Origin of the sequence: Geitlerinema sp. CS-897 (assembly GCF_028368005.1) — a bacterium.
GTDB lineage: Bacteria > Cyanobacteriota > Cyanobacteriia > Cyanobacteriales > Geitlerinemataceae > Baaleninema > Baaleninema simplex.
This window is the reverse complement of the sequence record NZ_JAQNCQ010000103.1, coordinates 1-17,947: the sequence shown is the minus strand read 5'-3', so window position 1 is coordinate 17,947 and position 17,947 is coordinate 1. Positions and strand designations below refer to the sequence as shown.

The 17,947-nt window shown below is 48.4% G+C and carries 17 protein-coding genes and 1 pseudogene; 7 read left to right on the top strand and 11 right to left on the bottom strand.

Features of this window, described 5'->3' with window-relative positions:
* Positions 1–60: 60 nt before the first annotated feature.
* A complete protein-coding gene (locus POG22_RS06175; protein WP_498904202.1) occupies positions 61–486 on the bottom strand; it encodes a nuclear transport factor 2-like protein in 426 nt (141 codons plus the stop codon).
* Positions 487–1,287: 801 nt separating this feature from the next.
* On the opposite strand from POG22_RS06175, the gene POG22_RS06170 reads away from it, so the two are divergent.
* The 3 genes from POG22_RS06170 to POG22_RS06160 all read left to right on the top strand — a co-directional run bounded on the left by POG22_RS06170 (position 1,288) and on the right by POG22_RS06160 (position 5,228).
* On the top strand, positions 1,288–2,472 hold the full coding sequence (locus POG22_RS06170; protein WP_498904201.1) for an ABC transporter ATP-binding protein: 1,185 nt from the start codon (positions 1,288–1,290) through the stop codon (positions 2,470–2,472).
* A gap of 93 nt (positions 2,473–2,565) precedes the next feature.
* Positions 2,566–3,381 (top strand): ABC transporter permease, encoded by an 816-nt coding sequence (locus POG22_RS06165; RefSeq protein WP_498904200.1) that lies wholly within the window; start codon positions 2,566–2,568, stop codon positions 3,379–3,381.
* A gap of 23 nt (positions 3,382–3,404) precedes the next feature.
* Positions 3,405–5,228 (top strand): GldG family protein, encoded by a 1,824-nt coding sequence (locus tag POG22_RS06160; RefSeq protein ID WP_498904199.1) that lies wholly within the window; start codon positions 3,405–3,407, stop codon positions 5,226–5,228.
* Between the two features lie 7 nt (positions 5,229–5,235).
* Here the strand turns inward: POG22_RS06160 and POG22_RS06155 are convergent, their stop codons facing one another.
* Entirely contained in the window at positions 5,236–6,063 is an 828-nt protein-coding gene (locus POG22_RS06155; protein ID WP_498904197.1) for a hypothetical protein, read from the bottom strand.
* 315 nt (positions 6,064–6,378) lie between these two features.
* Entirely contained in the window at positions 6,379–7,776 is a 1,398-nt protein-coding gene (locus POG22_RS06150) for a PQQ-dependent sugar dehydrogenase (RefSeq protein ID WP_498904196.1), read from the bottom strand.
* 323 nt (positions 7,777–8,099) lie between these two features.
* On the opposite strand from POG22_RS06150, the gene aspS reads away from it, so the two are divergent.
* Positions 8,100–9,899, top strand: coding sequence for an aspartate--tRNA ligase (gene aspS / locus POG22_RS06145; protein ID WP_498904193.1), 1,800 nt, complete (start codon positions 8,100–8,102; stop codon positions 9,897–9,899).
* 580 nt (positions 9,900–10,479) lie between these two features.
* Here the strand turns inward: aspS and POG22_RS06140 are convergent.
* The 3 genes from POG22_RS06140 to POG22_RS06130 form a co-directional block, all read right to left on the bottom strand.
* Entirely contained in the window at positions 10,480–11,592 is a 1,113-nt protein-coding gene (locus tag POG22_RS06140) for an alkene reductase (RefSeq protein ID WP_498904191.1), read from the bottom strand.
* A 119-nt stretch (positions 11,593–11,711) separates the two neighbouring features.
* Entirely contained in the window at positions 11,712–12,824 is a 1,113-nt protein-coding gene (locus POG22_RS06135) for an alkene reductase (RefSeq protein WP_498904189.1), read from the bottom strand.
* 81 nt (positions 12,825–12,905) lie between these two features.
* On the bottom strand, positions 12,906–13,511 hold the full coding sequence (locus POG22_RS06130; RefSeq protein ID WP_498904187.1) for a nitroreductase family protein: 606 nt from the start codon (positions 13,509–13,511) through the stop codon (positions 12,906–12,908).
* A 183-nt stretch (positions 13,512–13,694) separates the two neighbouring features.
* On the opposite strand from POG22_RS06130, the gene POG22_RS06125 reads away from it, so the two are divergent.
* A complete protein-coding gene (locus POG22_RS06125) occupies positions 13,695–14,453 on the top strand; it encodes a Uma2 family endonuclease (protein ID WP_498904185.1) in 759 nt (252 codons plus the stop codon).
* Here POG22_RS06125 and POG22_RS06120 read toward each other — a convergent pair.
* Positions 14,450–14,782, bottom strand: a complete 333-nt coding sequence (locus tag POG22_RS06120) for an MGMT family protein (protein WP_017660192.1) — start codon at positions 14,780–14,782, stop codon at positions 14,450–14,452. The genes POG22_RS06125 and POG22_RS06120 overlap by 4 nt on opposite strands.
* Positions 14,783–15,101: 319 nt before the next feature.
* Here POG22_RS06120 and POG22_RS06115 point away from each other — a divergent pair, with 319 nt between their 5' ends.
* Together POG22_RS06115 and POG22_RS06110 are read left to right on the top strand one after the other, a co-directional pair.
* Complete coding sequence (locus POG22_RS06115; protein WP_498904183.1) at positions 15,102–15,470, top strand: hypothetical protein; 369 nt, start codon at positions 15,102–15,104, stop codon at positions 15,468–15,470.
* A gap of 69 nt (positions 15,471–15,539) precedes the next feature.
* Positions 15,540–16,010 (top strand): hypothetical protein, encoded by a 471-nt coding sequence (locus POG22_RS06110; protein WP_498904181.1) that lies wholly within the window; start codon positions 15,540–15,542, stop codon positions 16,008–16,010.
* Positions 16,011–16,067: 57 nt separating this feature from the next.
* On the opposite strand, the gene POG22_RS06105 is transcribed toward POG22_RS06110, so the two are convergent.
* The 4 genes and pseudogenes from POG22_RS06105 to POG22_RS06090 all read right to left on the bottom strand — a co-directional run.
* Positions 16,068–16,643, bottom strand: a complete 576-nt coding sequence (locus tag POG22_RS06105) for a Uma2 family endonuclease (protein WP_498904179.1) — start codon at positions 16,641–16,643, stop codon at positions 16,068–16,070.
* Positions 16,644–16,651: 8 nt separating this feature from the next.
* Positions 16,652–17,242, bottom strand: coding sequence for a Uma2 family endonuclease (locus POG22_RS06100; protein ID WP_498904204.1), 591 nt, complete (start codon positions 17,240–17,242; stop codon positions 16,652–16,654).
* A 66-nt stretch (positions 17,243–17,308) separates the two neighbouring features.
* Positions 17,309–17,839 (bottom strand): annotated as a pseudogene (locus tag POG22_RS06095) (Uma2 family endonuclease); the annotation flags it as partial.
* Positions 17,836–17,947: transposase (locus tag POG22_RS06090; RefSeq protein ID WP_498903168.1), on the bottom strand; the 112-nt coding region annotated here is incomplete at its 5' end. The gene POG22_RS06090 and the pseudogene POG22_RS06095, both read right to left, overlap by 4 nt.

Here is a 17,947-nt window from a genome sequence, read left to right as displayed (position 1 = left end):
TTAAGCAAATCGGAATGCGAGTCAAAATATCGGGAGCGCAATGGAAAGTAGAGAATGTTTCTAAGATTCTTTCTTTACGCTGTGCTTACTTAAATGGCACTCTGTTTTAGCAATATTTTTGCAAAACTGAGATGCACCCTTAAAATAAAACTCAGATTTTCCTTTAAAGTTTAATTTTTGTCCGGCTTGTAATCCATTTGGCAGATCGACCGCCAAAACACCACTATAATCGATCTCGACTACCATGCGATCGGCTTCTGTGTCAATTTTTTTTATCGTTTGCTCTCTGAATGAAAACAGCTCTTTTGCGCGATCGGCCAGAATTTTAAATTCAACCAGATTTTCTGCACGATCTGTTACTTCATCATTTACAATATTCTCGAACTTTACGTCAGAGTGTAAATTCGACAACATTCCTTCTATATCAAAAGAATTATAGCAATTAATATAGTCTCGAATGAGTTTATGTTTTGTTTTAGCGTCCATTTTAGCGATATTTTATTTATTTTAAACGTAGATTTAACATATTAAGGGGGCATTTCAAAAATGTAAATTTGGATTCTTCGGAGTTTAACAGAAAAGCTAATTTTATGAAATTTCAGAAGCTGTGGTTCTCGATTTTCGATTTTTTGAGTGCATCTCTCTTTTGTAAAAATAGGAGTCTGGGGTCGGTTGGACTTCGACTTCGCTCAGTTCATGGGTAGAGCGATCGCTAAACCCAACCACAGCTCAATTTACCGCAGAGACTCCGATCTGATAAATTTACATTTTTGAGATACACCCGATTTTTTTGTATTATATTACACATCTACGATCGCAAGCTCTGAAGACCCGAGTTCAGTCATTAGCTTGAATTTGAGATTAGAAGGTATTTGAGTTTTTTAGGAGTAATTCGAGTTAAAATAAACTTTCAAAGGTACACTATAAAACTCATCTGTGTCAAGCCATGCGAGCTTTACAAAATTTTACTTATGGGAGCATCTCACTCCAACCTCCAATCCTCAAATAAATTGAACCTGTGTCGGATCGTTAGGATTAGGATAACCAAATGCAGGAAGATTTGGCGTACCATTTGGACTGAGTTGAGTTGTCCATAACAGCTAGGCCGCGCTCGAAGTCGAACACCTCAGCAAAAGTTACAGAAACCTACACGCCTGACCTCATCACCTCTTCTCCTTCAATCAAAACAGCTAGACCACGCTCGAAGTCGAACACCTTAGCAAAAGTTGCAGAAACCTACACGCCTGACCTCATCACCTCTTCTCCTTCACTCAAAACAGCTGGACCATGATCGAAGTCGAACACCTTAGCAAAAGTTACGGAAACCTACACGCCGTCCGCGATTTATCGTTCTCCGTCGCCGATGGCGAAATCTTGGGATTTCTCGGACCCAACGGTGCGGGAAAAACGACGACGATGCGAATTCTCACCGGGTTTCTTCCCGCGACTTCGGGAACCGCTCGGATTGCGGGGTTCGACGTTCACGATCGATCCATGGAAGTTCGCCAGCGCATCGGCTACCTTCCCGAAAATCCGCCTCTTTATCCTGAAATGACCGTTGAGGGGTTTTTACACTTCGTCGCTCGTATTAAAGGCGTTTCCGCAGGCGATCGCACGAACCGCGTAAACATCGCCATCTCTCGCTGCGGCCTCGTTGAATACCGTAAAACGCTCGTTCGCAAGCTTTCTAAAGGCTATCGCCAACGGGTGGGAATCGCCCAGGCGATCGTTCACGATCCTCCCGTTATCGTTCTCGACGAACCCACCGTCGGCCTCGACCCCCGACAAATCATCGAAGTTCGCCATCTCATCAAAAGTTTAGCGGGCGATCGCACCATTATCCTGTCTACCCACATTCTCCCCGAAGTGAGCATGACTTGCTCTCAGGTCGCCATTATCAACCGAGGAAAACTCGTCACCACCGATACCCTCGACAACCTGATGGGACAACTGACGGGAGGAACCACTTACGACATTGAAGTCGGTGGCGATGTAGATGGCGTCGAGGCGGCGATTCAGTCCTATTTGGGAAATCTTCCCGAGGTGCAGTCTGTCGAACCGTTATCGAACGCCGAACTCCCCGAGTACCGTTTCCGTTTCCGCGTGAAAGCCGAGCCGGGTTGCGAACCGGGAAGCGAGATCGCCGCCGCCGTCCTTCATGGAAACTTAAAATTGTTTGAGATGCGACGAACTCGAGCCAGTCTCGAAGAGATTTTCTTGCAACTCACCACTGAAGAGAAGTCTGAAGAAATGTTAGAAGAAGTATCTCGAGAAACCTCTGAAGAGGTCTCCGTGGCTGGAGCTGAATCGTCGGGTCCCGACTTGTCGGACGCGACATCTACGATCGCGATCGCCCCAGAAGGCGAACCGTCCCAAATCTCCGACACAACCCACAACGAAACAAGTGACGACCGCGACGTTAGCGATTTCTCCGATGAAGATGAAAACGATACCTCAAAATCTGAGGCTTAATGCTTGGATTGAATTTTAAGTCAACCTAAGCTTTCGATCTCAAATTGTTTAAATCAATCGAGCGATCGTAAATTTTATAAAACCTTTGAAATTATGAAGCAAGTCTTATCAAACATTATCGCAATCTATCGAAAAGAGCTTCAAAGCTATTTCGTGTCTCCCCTAGCAATGGCAATTGCTGGAATTTTCTGGCTCATTGCAGGCTTCTTTTTCGTGACCATTCTCCTCGATCCCCAACGAGGAATTCTCGCACAAGTCGCCGCTCAAACTGCAATGGAAAGTCAAATGGGAGTCGAAGCCCCACCCATCGACGTTCCTTATCAATTCATGCAGTTTTTCCTCAGCACGATCGCATCACTTTCCTTATTTATTCTTCCCATTTTATCGATGGGACTCTACGCCGAAGAACGAAAACGAGGAACGCTAGAACTGCTCGCTACCTCTCCACTTTATAACTGGGCTGTCGCCACGGGAAAACTCCTCGGCGTCGTCACCTTTTACGCCACCCTGACCGCCCCGCTACTCCTCTACGAAGCCATAACCTTCAGCAGTGCAGAACCGCCGTTTCCACCGACGATTCCCCTTCTCGGACACTTGGGATTAATTTTGCTGGCGGCCAGCGTGCTGTCTTTGGGAATGTTCGTCTCCTCCCTAACCGATAGCACCATTCTCTCGGCCGTTCTCACCTTTGCCCTAATTCTCTTTTTATGGGTGATAAACCTCATCGCGGAAAACATCGGTGGTGCGTTTGGCGAAGCCTTAGGACATCTTTCACTTCTAGAAAACTACAACACGCTCGTCCAAGGAATCGTCGATACCAGTAGTATAATTCTGTTTGCGAGTTACATCTTTCTGGGGATCTTTCTCACCGCACAGTCGATCGAAGCCCTGCGCTTCCAACGTAGCTAACTCACAGGCGAACGACTTTTCTTATGCGCGATTTCCTTCAAAAATACTGGAACGCCTTACTCTGGCTGGGCTTGTTTCTCGGCGTCGCCGGATTGTCCGCCGGGGGTGTCTCTGGCGTTTGGGTTCCCGTTCCCGCCATACTGCTAATCGTGGGAATCGTTCTGTTGGGAATTTGGCTGATTTACCAAGGACAGTTTAGTCGGGGTTTTTGGAAGCAGCGATCGACCGAAGCGGGAACGAACGCCCTCTTCGCCACCCTCTCCGTGTTCGTTATCTTAGGAATCGTCAACGTTCTGGCCGTTCGCACCTCCGCCCGTTTCGACTTGACCGAAACCCAACGGTTTACCCTCGCCCCCCAAACCCAAGAAATCCTGCGAAATCTGGACGAACCCGTGAAAGTGTGGGTGTTCGGTAACCAACCTAGCGCCACGGATACCGCCCTTCTCGAAAACTACGAACGGTTAGCCCCCCAACAGTTCGAGTACGAATACGTCGATCCGCAAACGAATCCCGGCTTAGTACAGGAGTTTAACGTCGGACAAATCGGCGATGTCTACCTCACCGCAGGCGAACGACGCCAGTACGTGCAAACCGTCGGTGTCGAACCGCTCTCCGAAGCCAAACTGACGAACCGCCTCGCCCAACTCTACCGCGGCGATCGCTTCACCGTCTATTTTCTTCAGGGTCACGGCGAACTTCCCATCGTCCCCGGTGGCGAAGATTCCCTGTCTAAAGCCGTTCGCGCCCTCGAAGACCAAAACGCCCTCGTCGAACCCCTCAACCTCATCGAAGCCGGAAGCGTTCCCGACAATGCGTCTGTCGTTATCGTCGCCGGCCCGACTGAGGAACTCTTCGACCCAGAAATTCAAGCCTTACAAGCTTATCTCGACAACGGCGGCGGCGTGTTACTCCTCATCGATCCCAATACCGACCCCGGTTTGACGGACTTTCTCGAGGCTTGGGGCGTAACCTTAGACGATCGCATCGCCATCGACCCCGAACGCTGGGTTCAAGGTTTCGGCCCCGCAGCCCCCCTCGTCATCGACTACGGAACCCATCCGATTACGACAGATTTCGGGCGCAATTACTCCCTGTTTCCCGTCGTGCGTCCGATGCAATACGACGACGTGGAGGGAATCGACACCTCGCCGCTGCTGTTTACCAGTAATGCGAGTTGGGCCGAACAGAATATCGACGAAGGCCCCGATTGGGAATTGAATCCTGAAGAAGACCGCCCCGGACCGCTGGTGTTGGCGGTGGCGTCGAGTCGAAAACTGGAAACGCCGGAACCTCAAGAAACCCCCGAACCCACGACGGAAGGGGAAGAGAATTCAGAAACCGAAACGGACACTGAAGCGGAAACGTCTGAAGAGACTAACGCTGAAGAACCGGCCGCTGAAAACGCCGAGGCCGAAATAGAAACGCCGGAAGCGACCACAGAAGAAACAGTTGAGGAGAACGCCGAGGCGGACGCAGAACCCCCCGAAACTGAAGCAACTCCCGAACCGACTGCGTCTCCCGATACCGAGACGGCTGAAACGGAAGATTCTGAAACGGAAGATTCTGAAGAAACCGTTCCCGAGGCGCGATTGGTGGTCGTCGGCGACTCCGACTTTACGACCGATGCGTTTTTCGACGGACAACTCAACGGCGACTTTTTCCTCAACGCGGTGGAATGGCTGAATCCCGAGACGGAAGAAACGCTGTCGGTTCGTCCGCGAGAAGATGTCGATCGCAATATTGCCATGACGCCCCGACAGGCGCGACTTCTCGGGTGGACGGCGTTAGTCACGTTTCCAGTTATCGGGTTCGCCGCCAGTGCGATTTTGTGGTGGACGCGACGTTGACATCCATTTAGCGGGCGATCGTTTCCGTTCCTGCGATTTTACCGAAAATTTCTGTGGACAACTCGTGCAGTTCTCGATCTTTGAAAATTTCGAGATAAGCCGGGTCGTGGATAAAGTTTTGAAACCGTTCTAAAACTTTCAAATTCCTCGCCTTGCCGTCCAAACTTTGCTTGTCAAAGGAACTTCCTCCTCCGTGGTGAGTAATAGTATCTAATCCATTATCTGTGAATTGCAAATCGAGATTTCGGGCGAGTTGATGACGGTATTCTCGATCGAGAAACCAGTGGTTAAAATTGATAATGACTTTGCGATCGGGTAAATATTGCGTTTCTCCAAGGAACTCTCTCGCGTAAGATTTCCATAGATCGATAATCTCCGGCGTGATTTCCCAATCGGCTTTCAACCAACTTGCAAAGGTATTGTAGGGATCTCGCAGGATTAGCAGTGAGTAGCGATCTTGGCTTTTCCCGACATGGGAATTTAAGTAGTCTTGATTTTTGGATATTTCTTCAAGCGATCGATTTTCGTAAGAACAAAGCAAGAGTTCTTTGGCAACTAGCGCTCCTGACTTATCGCGATCGCTCGGCCAGTATTCAAAATTGTGATAAAAAAGCCCCCAGTTTTTATACCAGGGATTGTGTTGAGGAAAAATGCCATTAATGAAGCAAGTTTTGAGAGGTTTTTGGGAAATAATCCAATTAATAACGGCGTGATTTCCAGAGCGTTGTAGTCCACATAATTGAAACAACTTTTCGTTAATTGGATATCCCAAGCTCGCCCTGAATTTTCTCAGCGACGATCCCAAACGATAAGTCGTTCGTTTCAAACTGTTCATGAAGGCACTCGACCTCTCAGCGCGATCGCAAAATTAACTCCAACTGAATCAAAGTCTATAGCAGTACGACTTCGTTTTCGGCTTGTTTTCAGGATAGATCGTTACGGTATGGGGTTTTCAGCCGATCTGTTTCCGCAAACCATTTAGGATTGCTATAGTCTGAATTGAGTGCGATTGTCGCTCCATCGCGAACTATTTAAGAAAGTGCGTTGGAAAACGGCTCTCAATCCTTCAGTTCTAAGGCAATCTTATGCGATGTACGCGAGATTTGTCAGGCGATCGGGGCGAATTGCTAAAAATTCGATCGCGTTTCCCTTACCGCACTTCAGACACCGCTTCCCCAACGTACTGAATTCGGTAAATGCGGTTGTTGGCTTCTTCGGTAAATAACAAACTCCCATCTGGTAACACTAACACCCCCACCGGACGACCCCAAGTTGTGGGAACGCTGGGGTCGAGGAGAAATCCCGTCAGGAAATCTTCGTAAGTCCCCAGGGGACGACCGGATTCGTCGAAGGGAACGAATACGAGTTTGTATCCCGTCCCGCGATCGCGATTCCAACTTCCCCGAAACGCCACAAACGCGCCGTTACGATATCTCTCGGGGAAGGTTTCGCCATCGTAAAACTGTAACCCCAACGCCGCCGAATGGGACTGAAACAGTACGTCTGGGGTTTGAGTTTGCGCCGCTAAATCTGGGTTGGTGCTTTCTCCGTTGGCTTGGGTATGTCGGGGATCGAGGAAATTCGGCGACAAATACGCGTAAGGCCAGCCGTAAAATTCTCCCTCGCGAATTCGCGTAAGATAGTCAGGAACCAGGTCGTCCCCCAACCCATCCCGTTCGTTGACGGCGGTGTAGAGTTCTCCGGTTTGTGGGTGAAAATCTAATCCGACGGGATTTCGCAACCCCGAGGCGAACACTCGCGCGTTCGACCCGTCTAAATTCATCTCCATGACGGAGGCGCGAGGAAGCGGTTCTTCGCTGACGTTCGATCGCGACCCAACCGAAACATACAATTTATCACCGTCTGGGGAAACCACCACGTTTCGCGTCCAATGCTGGCGGTATCCTTGTCCGGGGAGGTCGGCGATTTTCTCGAATTCTCCCGAAATTTCTTTTTGACCCTCGGTATAGGAAAAGCGAATGACCGCATCGGTGTTTCCGACATAAAAAGAGTCCCCCGCAAACGCCATCCCGAAGGGAATATACAGTCCGTCGTCTGCATCGGCGAAAATTCCCGTTTCGTCGGCGACGCCATCGCCGTCGGTATCCTTCAACCAACGAATTCGCGTTTCGGGGGTTTCCGTCACTAACACTTCCCCCGTCGGCGTCAACGCCAGCCATCGCGGACTCTCTAAATTCTCCGCGAAGACGTTGACTTGAAATCCGGGGGGAACGTTCAAAACGGGATTTTCGGGAATCGGAACCACTCGCGGCGGATTGGAGGCGCTTTCGGTGTGGTAGGGTTCGGGAAGGTCGGAAACTTGAATCGCGATCGCTTCGGGAGATAATTTCGCCGTCGAAATGACTTTTGCGACTGAAGTGGGACTTGGCGTCGTCTCAGACGAGTTTTGTGAATTTGGTAAATTTGGTAAATTTGGCGAATCCGTTGGGGACGGTGTAGAACTTGGGGTTTCGACAGTTTCGTCTGAGGCGCACCCCGTGGCGAGAAATATTGAAAGCAGTACAATAGAAACAATTTTGGCTGGCATCGATCGAAACCCTCCGCTGTGCGAAACCATCGTTAGCGAATGAGATGATGGGCGAATGAGACGAGGCGTTGGGGCGTGACGCAGAAAGTTGTCAATTTCGGGTCTACACTCAAGATTTTGCGGCCGTGTCACGCATCCTTGTCTGTTGGCGGTGTACATTGGCGGTGCGTGACGGTCGATCGGTCTCGCGATCGACACCCAGTTTTTCAAGTCACGCACCCTACCACTCTCCACTCTTCACGCTTCACTGATAACGCCTCCATGCTGCATAATGGTAAAGTTTTCCAGTTTTGTCCTAGCGCGTTAATCCCACTGTTTCCACTATGCGAACCCACTATTGCGGCACTGTCCGAAAAGAACACATCGGCAAAACAGTAACATTCTGCGGTTGGGTCGATCGTCGCCGCGATCACGGGGGCGTGATTTTTGTGGATTTGCGCGATCGCACTGGCGTCGTTCAGATCGTCGGCGACCCGGAACGTACCCCTGAAGCATACAAACAAGCGGACGCGCTTCGCAACGAGTACGTCGTCCGCGTCACGGGAACGGTTTACGAACGTCCCGAAGAGTCCCTCAACCCGAAACTCCCCACGGGAGAGGTGGAAGTTTACGCTGAGACGATCGAACTTCTCAACAGCGTCCGCAAACAGCTTCCGTTCCAAGTGAGTACCGCCGAAGCGGAAAACGTGCGGGAAGAGTTACGGTTGAAATACCGCTATCTGGACTTGCGGCGCGATCGCATGGCGAATAACATCAAACTTCGCCACGAAACGATTAAAGCCATGCGTCGTTTTTTGGAAGATGAAGAAGGATTTCTGGAAGTCGAAACGCCAATTTTGACGAAATCGACACCGGAAGGGGCGCGGGATTATTTGGTACCGAGTCGCGTCAATCCGGGGGACTGGTTTGCACTTCCCCAGTCGCCACAATTGTTCAAACAGTTGTTGATGGTGTCGGGGTGCGATCGCTACTACCAAATCGCCCGTTGTTTCCGCGACGAAGACCTTCGCGCCGACCGACAACCGGAATTTACGCAGTTGGACATGGAAATGAGTTTCATGTCCTACGATGAAGTTATCGACCTGAACGAAAAACTCGTCGCCCATATTTATAAGGCGGTGAAAGGGATCGATCTTCCCCGTCCGTTCCCCCGGATGACCTATCAAGACGCGCTCGATCGCTACGGAAGCGATCGCCCCGATACCCGTTACGGATTGGAACTGGTAGACTTGTCGGATTTGATGAAAGATTCCGGCTTCAAAGTCTTTTCCGGTGCGGTCAAATCCGGCGGAATCGTCAAAGCTTTACCAATTCCCAACGCCAGCAAACTCATTTCCAACGTCCGCATCAAACCCGGTGGTGACTTGTTTAAAGAAGCCGCTGAAGCCGGGGCGAAAGGGTTGGCGTACATCCGCGTCAAAGAGGGCGAAGAAATCGATACCATCGGCGCGATTAAAGACAACCTCAGCGACGAACAACGCCAAGAGTTGTTAACGCGAACCGACGCCGAAACTGGACATTTGCTGCTATTTGGGGCGGGGGATGCAGATACGGTCAACAAAACTCTCGATCGCCTGCGTCAAGTCATCGCTCGCGAGTTAAACATGGTTGACGACAGCAAAATGAACCTGCTGTGGATTACCGATTTCCCCATGTTCGAGTGGAACGCCGACGAGAAGCGTCTCGAAGCCTTACACCACCCTTTCACAGCCCCCAATCCCGAGGATTTGAACGACCTCAAAACGGCGCGTGCGTTAGCTTACGATTTGGTGTTGAACGGAAACGAAATCGGCGGGGGAAGCCTGCGGATTTACCAGCGAGAAATTCAAGAAAAGGTATTTGAAGCCATTGGTTTATCCCAGGAAGAAGCTAACGAGAAATTTGGTTTCTTGATGGAAGCCTTTGAGTATGGAACGCCGCCCCACGCCGGAATTGCGTATGGGTTAGATCGTTTGGTGATGTTGTTAGCAGGAGAAGAATCGATTCGCGATGTCATCGCCTTCCCGAAAACGCAACAAGCCCGCTGTTTGTTAACCGACGCGCCCTCGCCTGTGGATAAGAAGCAGTTGAAGGAACTCTATGTTTCTTCGACGTTCAAACCGAAGGAGAAGAAGGAGTCGTAATCGCCTGTTGTGGGGTGGAATTCATCCACCCCAAAGGTTACAGAATTCACCAATCTGAAGTTGTCTTTATGAAACATCTCACACAACTTCAAATTAACCAATTCCGAGGACTCCAAAATTTAACTTTGGAGAATTTGGGTTTTAAAGCCTATAAAGCACAAGTTATCGAACGTCTAAAAAATGTCGTTTAACACTCTCGAAATCTAAAGCGAGAACGGCGGGAACACACCAACGTACAAATATCTATATTCAAAAAAAACAGACAGATTCTTTCCCTGAATCTGGCTCTTCCGAACTTACTATGCAAAAAATAGCTGAAACCCTTACAGGGCAGGATTTTTCGCTAAACTGTATAAAAAGGGGACTCAAATCGCGAAATCCCTTTCCAGATCGAGGTTACAGGCATTTACCTCACATACCAATGTCGGAAGAGCCCTGAATCTTTGCCATTGAGCTTGTCACTCTCTCAGGAAAAATTCACATCGTTTTCAGGTATTCGAGCGTGTATAAAACAAAAAAAGCAGTTTTTTAAACTGCTGTAAAGGCTATTTCGTCTACAAACGATCGACTGCGTTCTAACTTAAGTGTTTTTCCCGTTCTGATACATTGGAAAATCGGTGTATCCTTCCTCGTCGAACGAGTACCACACTGACATATCTGCCGGAGGGTTCAGTTCCCAGCCGTTGGCAAAGCGCTCTACCAAATCGGGGTTACTGATGTAGGGTCGTCCGAAGGCAATCAGATCGGCATTTCCCTTGCGAATCGCCGTCTCTGCCGTTTCCTGGGTGTAGCCGCAGTTTCCCATTAACGGCCCGTCGAATACCTGCCGAAACTCCGCCAGCGTCATGGGTTCGCCGAGTTCGTGAAAGCCGAATTCCAAACCGTCCATGACGTGGAGATAGGCCAAACCATAGGCATTTAACTGTTGCGCCACGTAGAGAAAGGTTTCTCGGTAGTCCGGCGATCCCACATCGTTAAAGTCGCCGTTGGGAGAAATCCGCACGCCGACGCGGTTGGCAGGAAACACCGAAGTTGTGGCTTCGACAATTTCGCGAAGAAAGCGAAAGCGATTTTCAAAACTTCCCCCATAGCGATCGCTGCGGTGGTTGGTTTTCGACTGTAAAAACTGATCGATCAGATAACCGTTGGCACCGTGAATTTCGATGCCATCGAACCCCGCCATTTTCGCACGTTCGGCTGCTTTTCGGTAATCTTCAACGACCTGTTCGACTTCTTCGGTTTCCAAGGCGCGAGGGGTTTCGAGATCCTGCTTCCCCGTCGGCGTGTGGATGTAGTCGTCGTCGAGGCGAATCGCAGACGGCGCGACAGGAAGTCCGTCTTCGGGGTGAAAGCTACTGTGAGAGGCACGTCCGCAGTGCCACAGTTGCAGAAACATCGGCGTTCCCCGGCTGCGAACGGCTTCGACGACTTGTTTCCAGGCTTTCGCTTGTGCGTCGGTATAGATTCCTGGCGATTGTTGCCAACCGATCGCCTGAGTGGAGATGACGGTAGCTTCGCTGATAATCAACCCTGCCGAGGCTCGTTGTTGGTAGTATTCTGCCATGAGTGCGTTCGGCATCCGTTCGATCCCCGCTCGCGATCGCGTCAGGGGAGCCATGACGACGCGGTTTTTCAGGGATAGATCTCCCATATTAAAAGGGGAAAGTAAGTGGGTAGAGAGAGTCGAAGTCATCTGAGTTTGAATCGTTTGAATCAAAGGACAACAAAGGGTGGCGCAGGACAAAACGCCTGCTTAGAAGGTGCGATCGCTGTGCTTCACTCGCATCTCCAGTTAACGACGAGGCTCGATACCTAAGTGGTTTCGGCCTCTCGATAGGTTGGAAAATCCGTGTATCCTTTTTCTCCCGGCGAATACCAAATCGACTTATCCGGAAGAGGATTCAAGTCCCAACCGTTGGCGAAGCGTTCCACCAAATCGGGATTGCTCATATACAGCCGTCCGAAGGCGATCAGATCGGCATTTCCTTCGCGAATCGCCGCCTCTGCCGTTTCCTGGGTATAGTCGCAGTTCCCCATCAACAGCCCGTCGAACACCTGCCGAAACTCTGCCAGCGTCATGGGTTCGCCGAGTTCGTGAAAGCCGATACCCAACCCGTCGATGACGTGGAGATAGGCCAAACCGTATGAGTTCAATTGTTTGGCAACGTAGAGAAACGTTTCGCGGTAGTCCGGCGATCCCATATCGTTAAAGTTGCCGTTGGGAGAAATCCGCACGCCGACGCGGTTGGCGGGAAATACCGACATCGTCGCTTCGAGGACTTCGCGCAGCAAGCGAAAGCGGTTTTCCAAACTTTCCCCATAGCGATCGCGGCGGTGGTTGGTTTTCGACTGTAAAAACTGATCGATGAGATAGCCGTTAGAGCCGTCTACTTCGATGCCGTCGAACCCGGCCGCTTTCGCGCGAATCGCCGCCTGGCGGTAATCTTCAACGACCTGTCCGATTTCTTCAGTTTCTAGGGGACGAGGCGTTTCGTGGTCTTGCGGCCCGATTGGCGTGTCGATGTAAGGGTAATTAATGGGAATGGCAGACGGCGCGACGGACAGTCCTTCTTCTGGGTGAAAGCTGCTGTGAGAGGCGCGTCCGCAATGCCACGGCTGGAAAAAGATCGGCGTTCCTTGGCTGTGAACTGTTTCGACGACGGGTTTCCAGGCTTCAGCTTGTGCGTCGGTGTAGATTCCTGGCGATCGCTCCCAGCCGAGAGCCTGAGTGGAAATCGCCACGGCTTCGCTGATAATCAATCCCGCCGAGGCTCGTTGTCGGTAGTGTTCGGCGATGAGTGCGTTCGGCATCCGTTCGATTCCCGCTCGCGCTCGCGTTAGGGGAGCCATGACGACGCGGTTTTTCAGCGATAGATCTCCCATATTAAAAGGAGAAAGTAAGTGGGGAGAAAGAGTTGAAGTCATCTGAGTTTGAGTCGGCAGTGAACGAGAGGACAACCCAGTCGCGACGCAGGCTTCTATCCTGCTTCATGGTGCGAGATCGGTTTAGGAAAAGCGATCGAACACGACCACGTCTTCCATGGGAAGCTGTCCGCCACGAGGCCGCGCTTCCTGTACGGTTTTTCCGACGACGACGAACATCGAAATAACGTGGTCTTCGGGAAGACGAACCAACTCGGCCACTTTCTCGAAGTCAAACCCGTCCATCGGACAGGAATCGTACCCCATCGCTTTCGCCGCGAGCATAATCGTTTGTGCGGCGATGCCACAAGAGCGCATGGCTTCGTCTCGCTGTACGGTTTCTCGACCGTCGTAATACTGAGCGATCGCCGGAAGGAGAAAATCTCGAACTGCTTGTGGTGCGTTGCGCCAGTAGCGTTCTGGCTGTTCGGCCCAGGATTTGAGATCGGCACAGAGAATTACGAGCAGCGAGGCATCTGTCACCTGCGCTTGATTCCAAGCCACTTCGCGAATTTTTTGGCGCAGTTGGCGATCGCGAACCACGAGGAACCGCCAATTTTGAATGTTAAATGCGGTCGGAGACAACATCGCCAGGGAAAGCAGCTTGTCGATCTCCTCCTGACTCATTTCGTGGTTGGGATCGTAATGTTTGACAGAGCGGCGCGATCGAATCGCTTCTATCGTGTCCATGCTTTAACCTACTCCTGATTTTAAGTCGCAAGATCGCAGAGATTCTCGATTGCGGAAGCGTTTCGGAGTCTTCCTGATGGCAGTATGACAGACCGAATGCCTCGACGAAACCTATCCTTAGAGAGATTGCGAGAGAGGCGATCGCGCTAAACTCGAGAAAACGAGCGATCGAGGGACGATATTATGTCAGGCAACGCGACACCGCCTCAACTCCCTCTAGCCGAGAGGTTGGAAGATTGGCATCCGACGCCACCGACGGATTTGATTTTCGATGACGGGGAACCCTTGGAAAGCAACCGACACCGCATCGCCATGAATCTGTTGATTCGATCGCTACAGCAAGCCTGGCGCGATCGCGACGACTATTTCACTGGCGGCAATATGTTCGTCTACTACAGTCGCCAGCAGGCGCTGAATCGAGATTTTCGCGGACCGGACTTTTTCGTGGTGTTGAACGTAGACGGAACGCGATCGCGCCAGGGTTGGGTGATTTGGGAAGAAGAGGGACGCTATCCTGATGTTATCGTCGAGTTAATGTCGCCTTCGACAGCCAAGGTCGATCGCGGGGTTAAAAAAGAGTTGTACTCACAAACCTTCCACACGCGCAATTATTTTATTTACGATCCCTTCGACGAAAATTCTCTCGAAGGTTGGCAACTCGACAAACAGTTTAACTACCAACCCCTCGAACCTCAAGAAAATGGTTGGTTGTGGTGCGAAACGCTCGGATTTTGGCTGGGAACTTGGCAGGGAACGATCGCTCGAGAAACGGCGATCTGGCTGCGGTTTTACGATACGGAGGGTAACGTCGTCCCACTTCCTGAAGAAGCGGCGCAGCAACAAGCTGAAGAGGCACAGCAACAAGCTGAAGAGGCACAACAACGCGCCGAACGACTGGCGGCACGACTGCGAGAATTGGGAGAAGATCCAGACACCCTTTAAACTGAAGTTGAAGTCGGAGGCGATCGCCAAAGATACTGTTTCAAGTTGAGTTTTCCCGACTCGTCAAATTCAATTCCTTCGGCTTCCAAAAGTGCTTGTTGGTGGTAATCGGTTCCTCGTCGCTGTGGTGAATGAGAAACACAGCCTTTAGCATTGATAACCCGATGCCAGGGTACGTCGGAATTTGCCAGATCGACGCGATAGAGTGCGTAACCCACGAGTCTGGCTTGTCCGGGTAAGTCGGCTAGGGTTGCGATTTGTCCGTAGGTGGCAACTCGTCCGGGGGGAATTTGACGAACGATTTGATAGATGCGATCGTAGGTAGACATTCAATGCTCCATTTCCTGTTTAAAACAGTTATCTAATGTCAGCGACATCATACCAATACAACCACGGACATTAGCAATTTTAATACACCTAAACTGGAAAACAAAGTTCAATTGTGAAAGGATAATCATGGAATACAAATATAATTTCTTGGACGACTATCTCATTGAAGGACTAGAAGACTATAGGGAGCATCCCGTTTTGGAAGATACATGACAATTGATTGTTGAAAATCGTTTCAAGACGTAGGTGAATTCGTCTCTGTGAGAGGCAAGCCAGTATTCTCAATAGTAGCTGCTTATCTATAATTGCCGAAATGGGATGCTCCCAGACTATATTGATGTACGAGAAATTTCTAGAGATGTTTATGAGGAAAATGAAGATAAAAGCAAGCAAGAATTAAAATCAATCACTCTTAGCACTTTGCGAGAAGTACTTGAATCTGGGCTGATGGAGATAGGCGATTTAAACTATACTAGCAATGGTCACGAGTCATGGGGATTAAATATTGACGAATCCATAGAAATACTTAGAATGCAGTGGGAAGAGTCAAGCCAGATAAGCCGATCGCCCGAACTCGATAAAGCCGTATATCTAGGCTTAGACGCCTGGTTAGTATTGACAGATAAAGGAGAAGAGGAAGCTAAGCGAATTTTAAAAGAAAGAGCGAAATTAAAGTCAGATAGCTAATATTAATGTTCGCATTAAAATGGTAGCGAGATGACGCGATTACCAAAATTCAATTTATAGGTGATAGTCATGAAGTACAGTTTTTGGGAAGACTTCATCATTGAAGGGACAGAAGATTATGTTGGATTATGGCAGATTATTGGGGAGTTCAGCCTAGAACCCGATGAAAACTATCAAGAAATACAAGTTCTGACTCTCGATGCAATTCGAGAAATACTTGAAACTGGGTCTATGCAAGTCGGAATGTTTGAAAATGTCAAAAATAAAGAGCCAGAACATTGTGAAAAAGAATTATTTGACATCAATAAAACTGATATTCATCGCCTATTTTTTGAGCATAAAAAAAACAAAAATCTAGAATTTAAAATATGGAAATTTGATGTTGATTCGATCGTTTTTAAAATCAAAATGGAATGGGATGAGTTGGGAAGATGTCCGAGCATTGGTGAAGTAGCCTGGTTAATCACCACAGAAAAGGGAGAAGAAGAAGCTAAGCGAATTTTAAAAGAAAGAGAGAAACTTAAATCGGATATCCAATAATTTTTGCGTCTCAGTCAACTGTAATGAAAAGACTCGATCTCCGATCCGATTACTTTGTTATATTTCTTGCGGAAATACTGTCGATAAATCTAAATTGCTATTGAAAAAATTGGGTAATATCACCGTGTCTTCGGGTAAAAAGATTTGGCGTTGGCGATATTCAAATTTTTTCGTTGGCATTCGATCGGGTTGAGTATAGGTTTCGAGGCGATCGCTAATTAAGTTGAAAATCCAAACGTTTTCGATTCCAGCTTCGGCGTAAACGGGAAGTTTGACCTCACGATCGAACTGTAGTGAAGAGTCAGCAATTTCGATAACGAGGAAAATATCTTCCGGTTGTGGATGAGTTTTAAGATAGTTATCTTCGCGCATTCTCACGATCGCAAAATCCGGTTCGGGTTCGCTGAGATTGGGAAGTTCGATAGGATCTTGACAGCGAATTTTCGCTGTTCCTTTGAGAAGAATGGCTAATTCTTCTAGTAAATTCATACAACACACCGTATGACGCTTGCCTTTAGCTGCCATTTCCACTAATTCTCCTCGAATTAATTCAATGCGATCGCCCTCCTTGAAAAAACCTAACTCAATTAGGCGGTGGTAGTCTTCGATCGAAAATTTTTTAGTAGCTAACATTTTTAAATTTAGGGTCTATCGGTAGTTGGACGATTTGGAAAAATTCGAGACAGTTCTAATTTTAAATCTTCAAATCTAGGCAATGCAACCGTATCTTCAGGTAAAAAGATTTGGATGTTTCGGTATTCAAACTCTCCTGACGACATTCGGCAAGGTTGCGTGTAGGTTTCGAGGCGATCGCCAATTAAGTTAAAAATCCAAACGTTCTCGATTCCAGCTTCGGCGTAAACGGGAAGTTTAACCTCGCGATCGAACTGTAGTGAAGAGTCAGCAATTTCGATAACGAGGAAAATATCTTCCGGTTGGGGATGAGTTTTAAGATAGTTATCTTCGCGCATTCTCACGATCGCAAAATCCGGTTCGGGTTCGCTGAGATTGGGAAGTTCGATAGGATCTTGACAGCGAACGATCGCGCGATCGCTAACAATTTGCCACAACAGACGATTTAAATTGCTACAACAGACTGCGTGGTGTTTCCCTTTAGCTGCCATTTCCACCAATTCTCCTCGAATTAATTCAATGCGATCGCCCTCTTTTAAAAATTCTAAGTCTATTAAACGATGGTATTCTTTGATAGAAAACTTTTTGTTGGTGAACATATCTAGCCTCACTAATAATTCTGGATCGGGATCGTTCAAGAAAATTGAAGATAACTCTAATTGTAAATCCTCGAATCCTAGAACAGCAATCGTCGATCCGGGTAATATGATTTGGCGATCGCAGTAATCAAATCTATTTTCAGATATTTTAAATGGTTTTTTATGAATTTCAAGGCGATTTGCAACTACGTTCAAAACCCAATAGTTTTTTATATTAGCTTCTGCGTAAAGAAGGCGCTTCAACTCGAAATCGGTTTGTAGCGATGAGTCTGCAATCTCAGTTACTAATAAAATATCTTCGAGTTGTACGGAGCTAGTAAAGTTGTAATAGTCTATCCCTGAGATTGCAAAATCAGGCTTCAAGACATTATAATTAGATATTTCGATTGGAAATTGACAAAAAATCCTAGCTTGTCCTTTTAAAACTATACTTAATTCTTCTAAAAAGTTTAAGCAATAGGCAGAATATCGACTTCTTTTATTTACTCTTTCCACCAATTCTCCTCGAATTAATTCAATGCGATCGCTTTTCTTGAAAAAATTCAATTCAATTAGGCGGTGATATTCGGCTCTTCCGAACTTAAGATGCAGAATCAATCTGAAAAAATCATAGAAAGCTGACTCCTAAGCTCAAAGTTGCAGAAATTACGAAATCCATAAGCTTTGCGTTTAATCAGCTTTAACTTGTTGTTTAAACCTTCCACA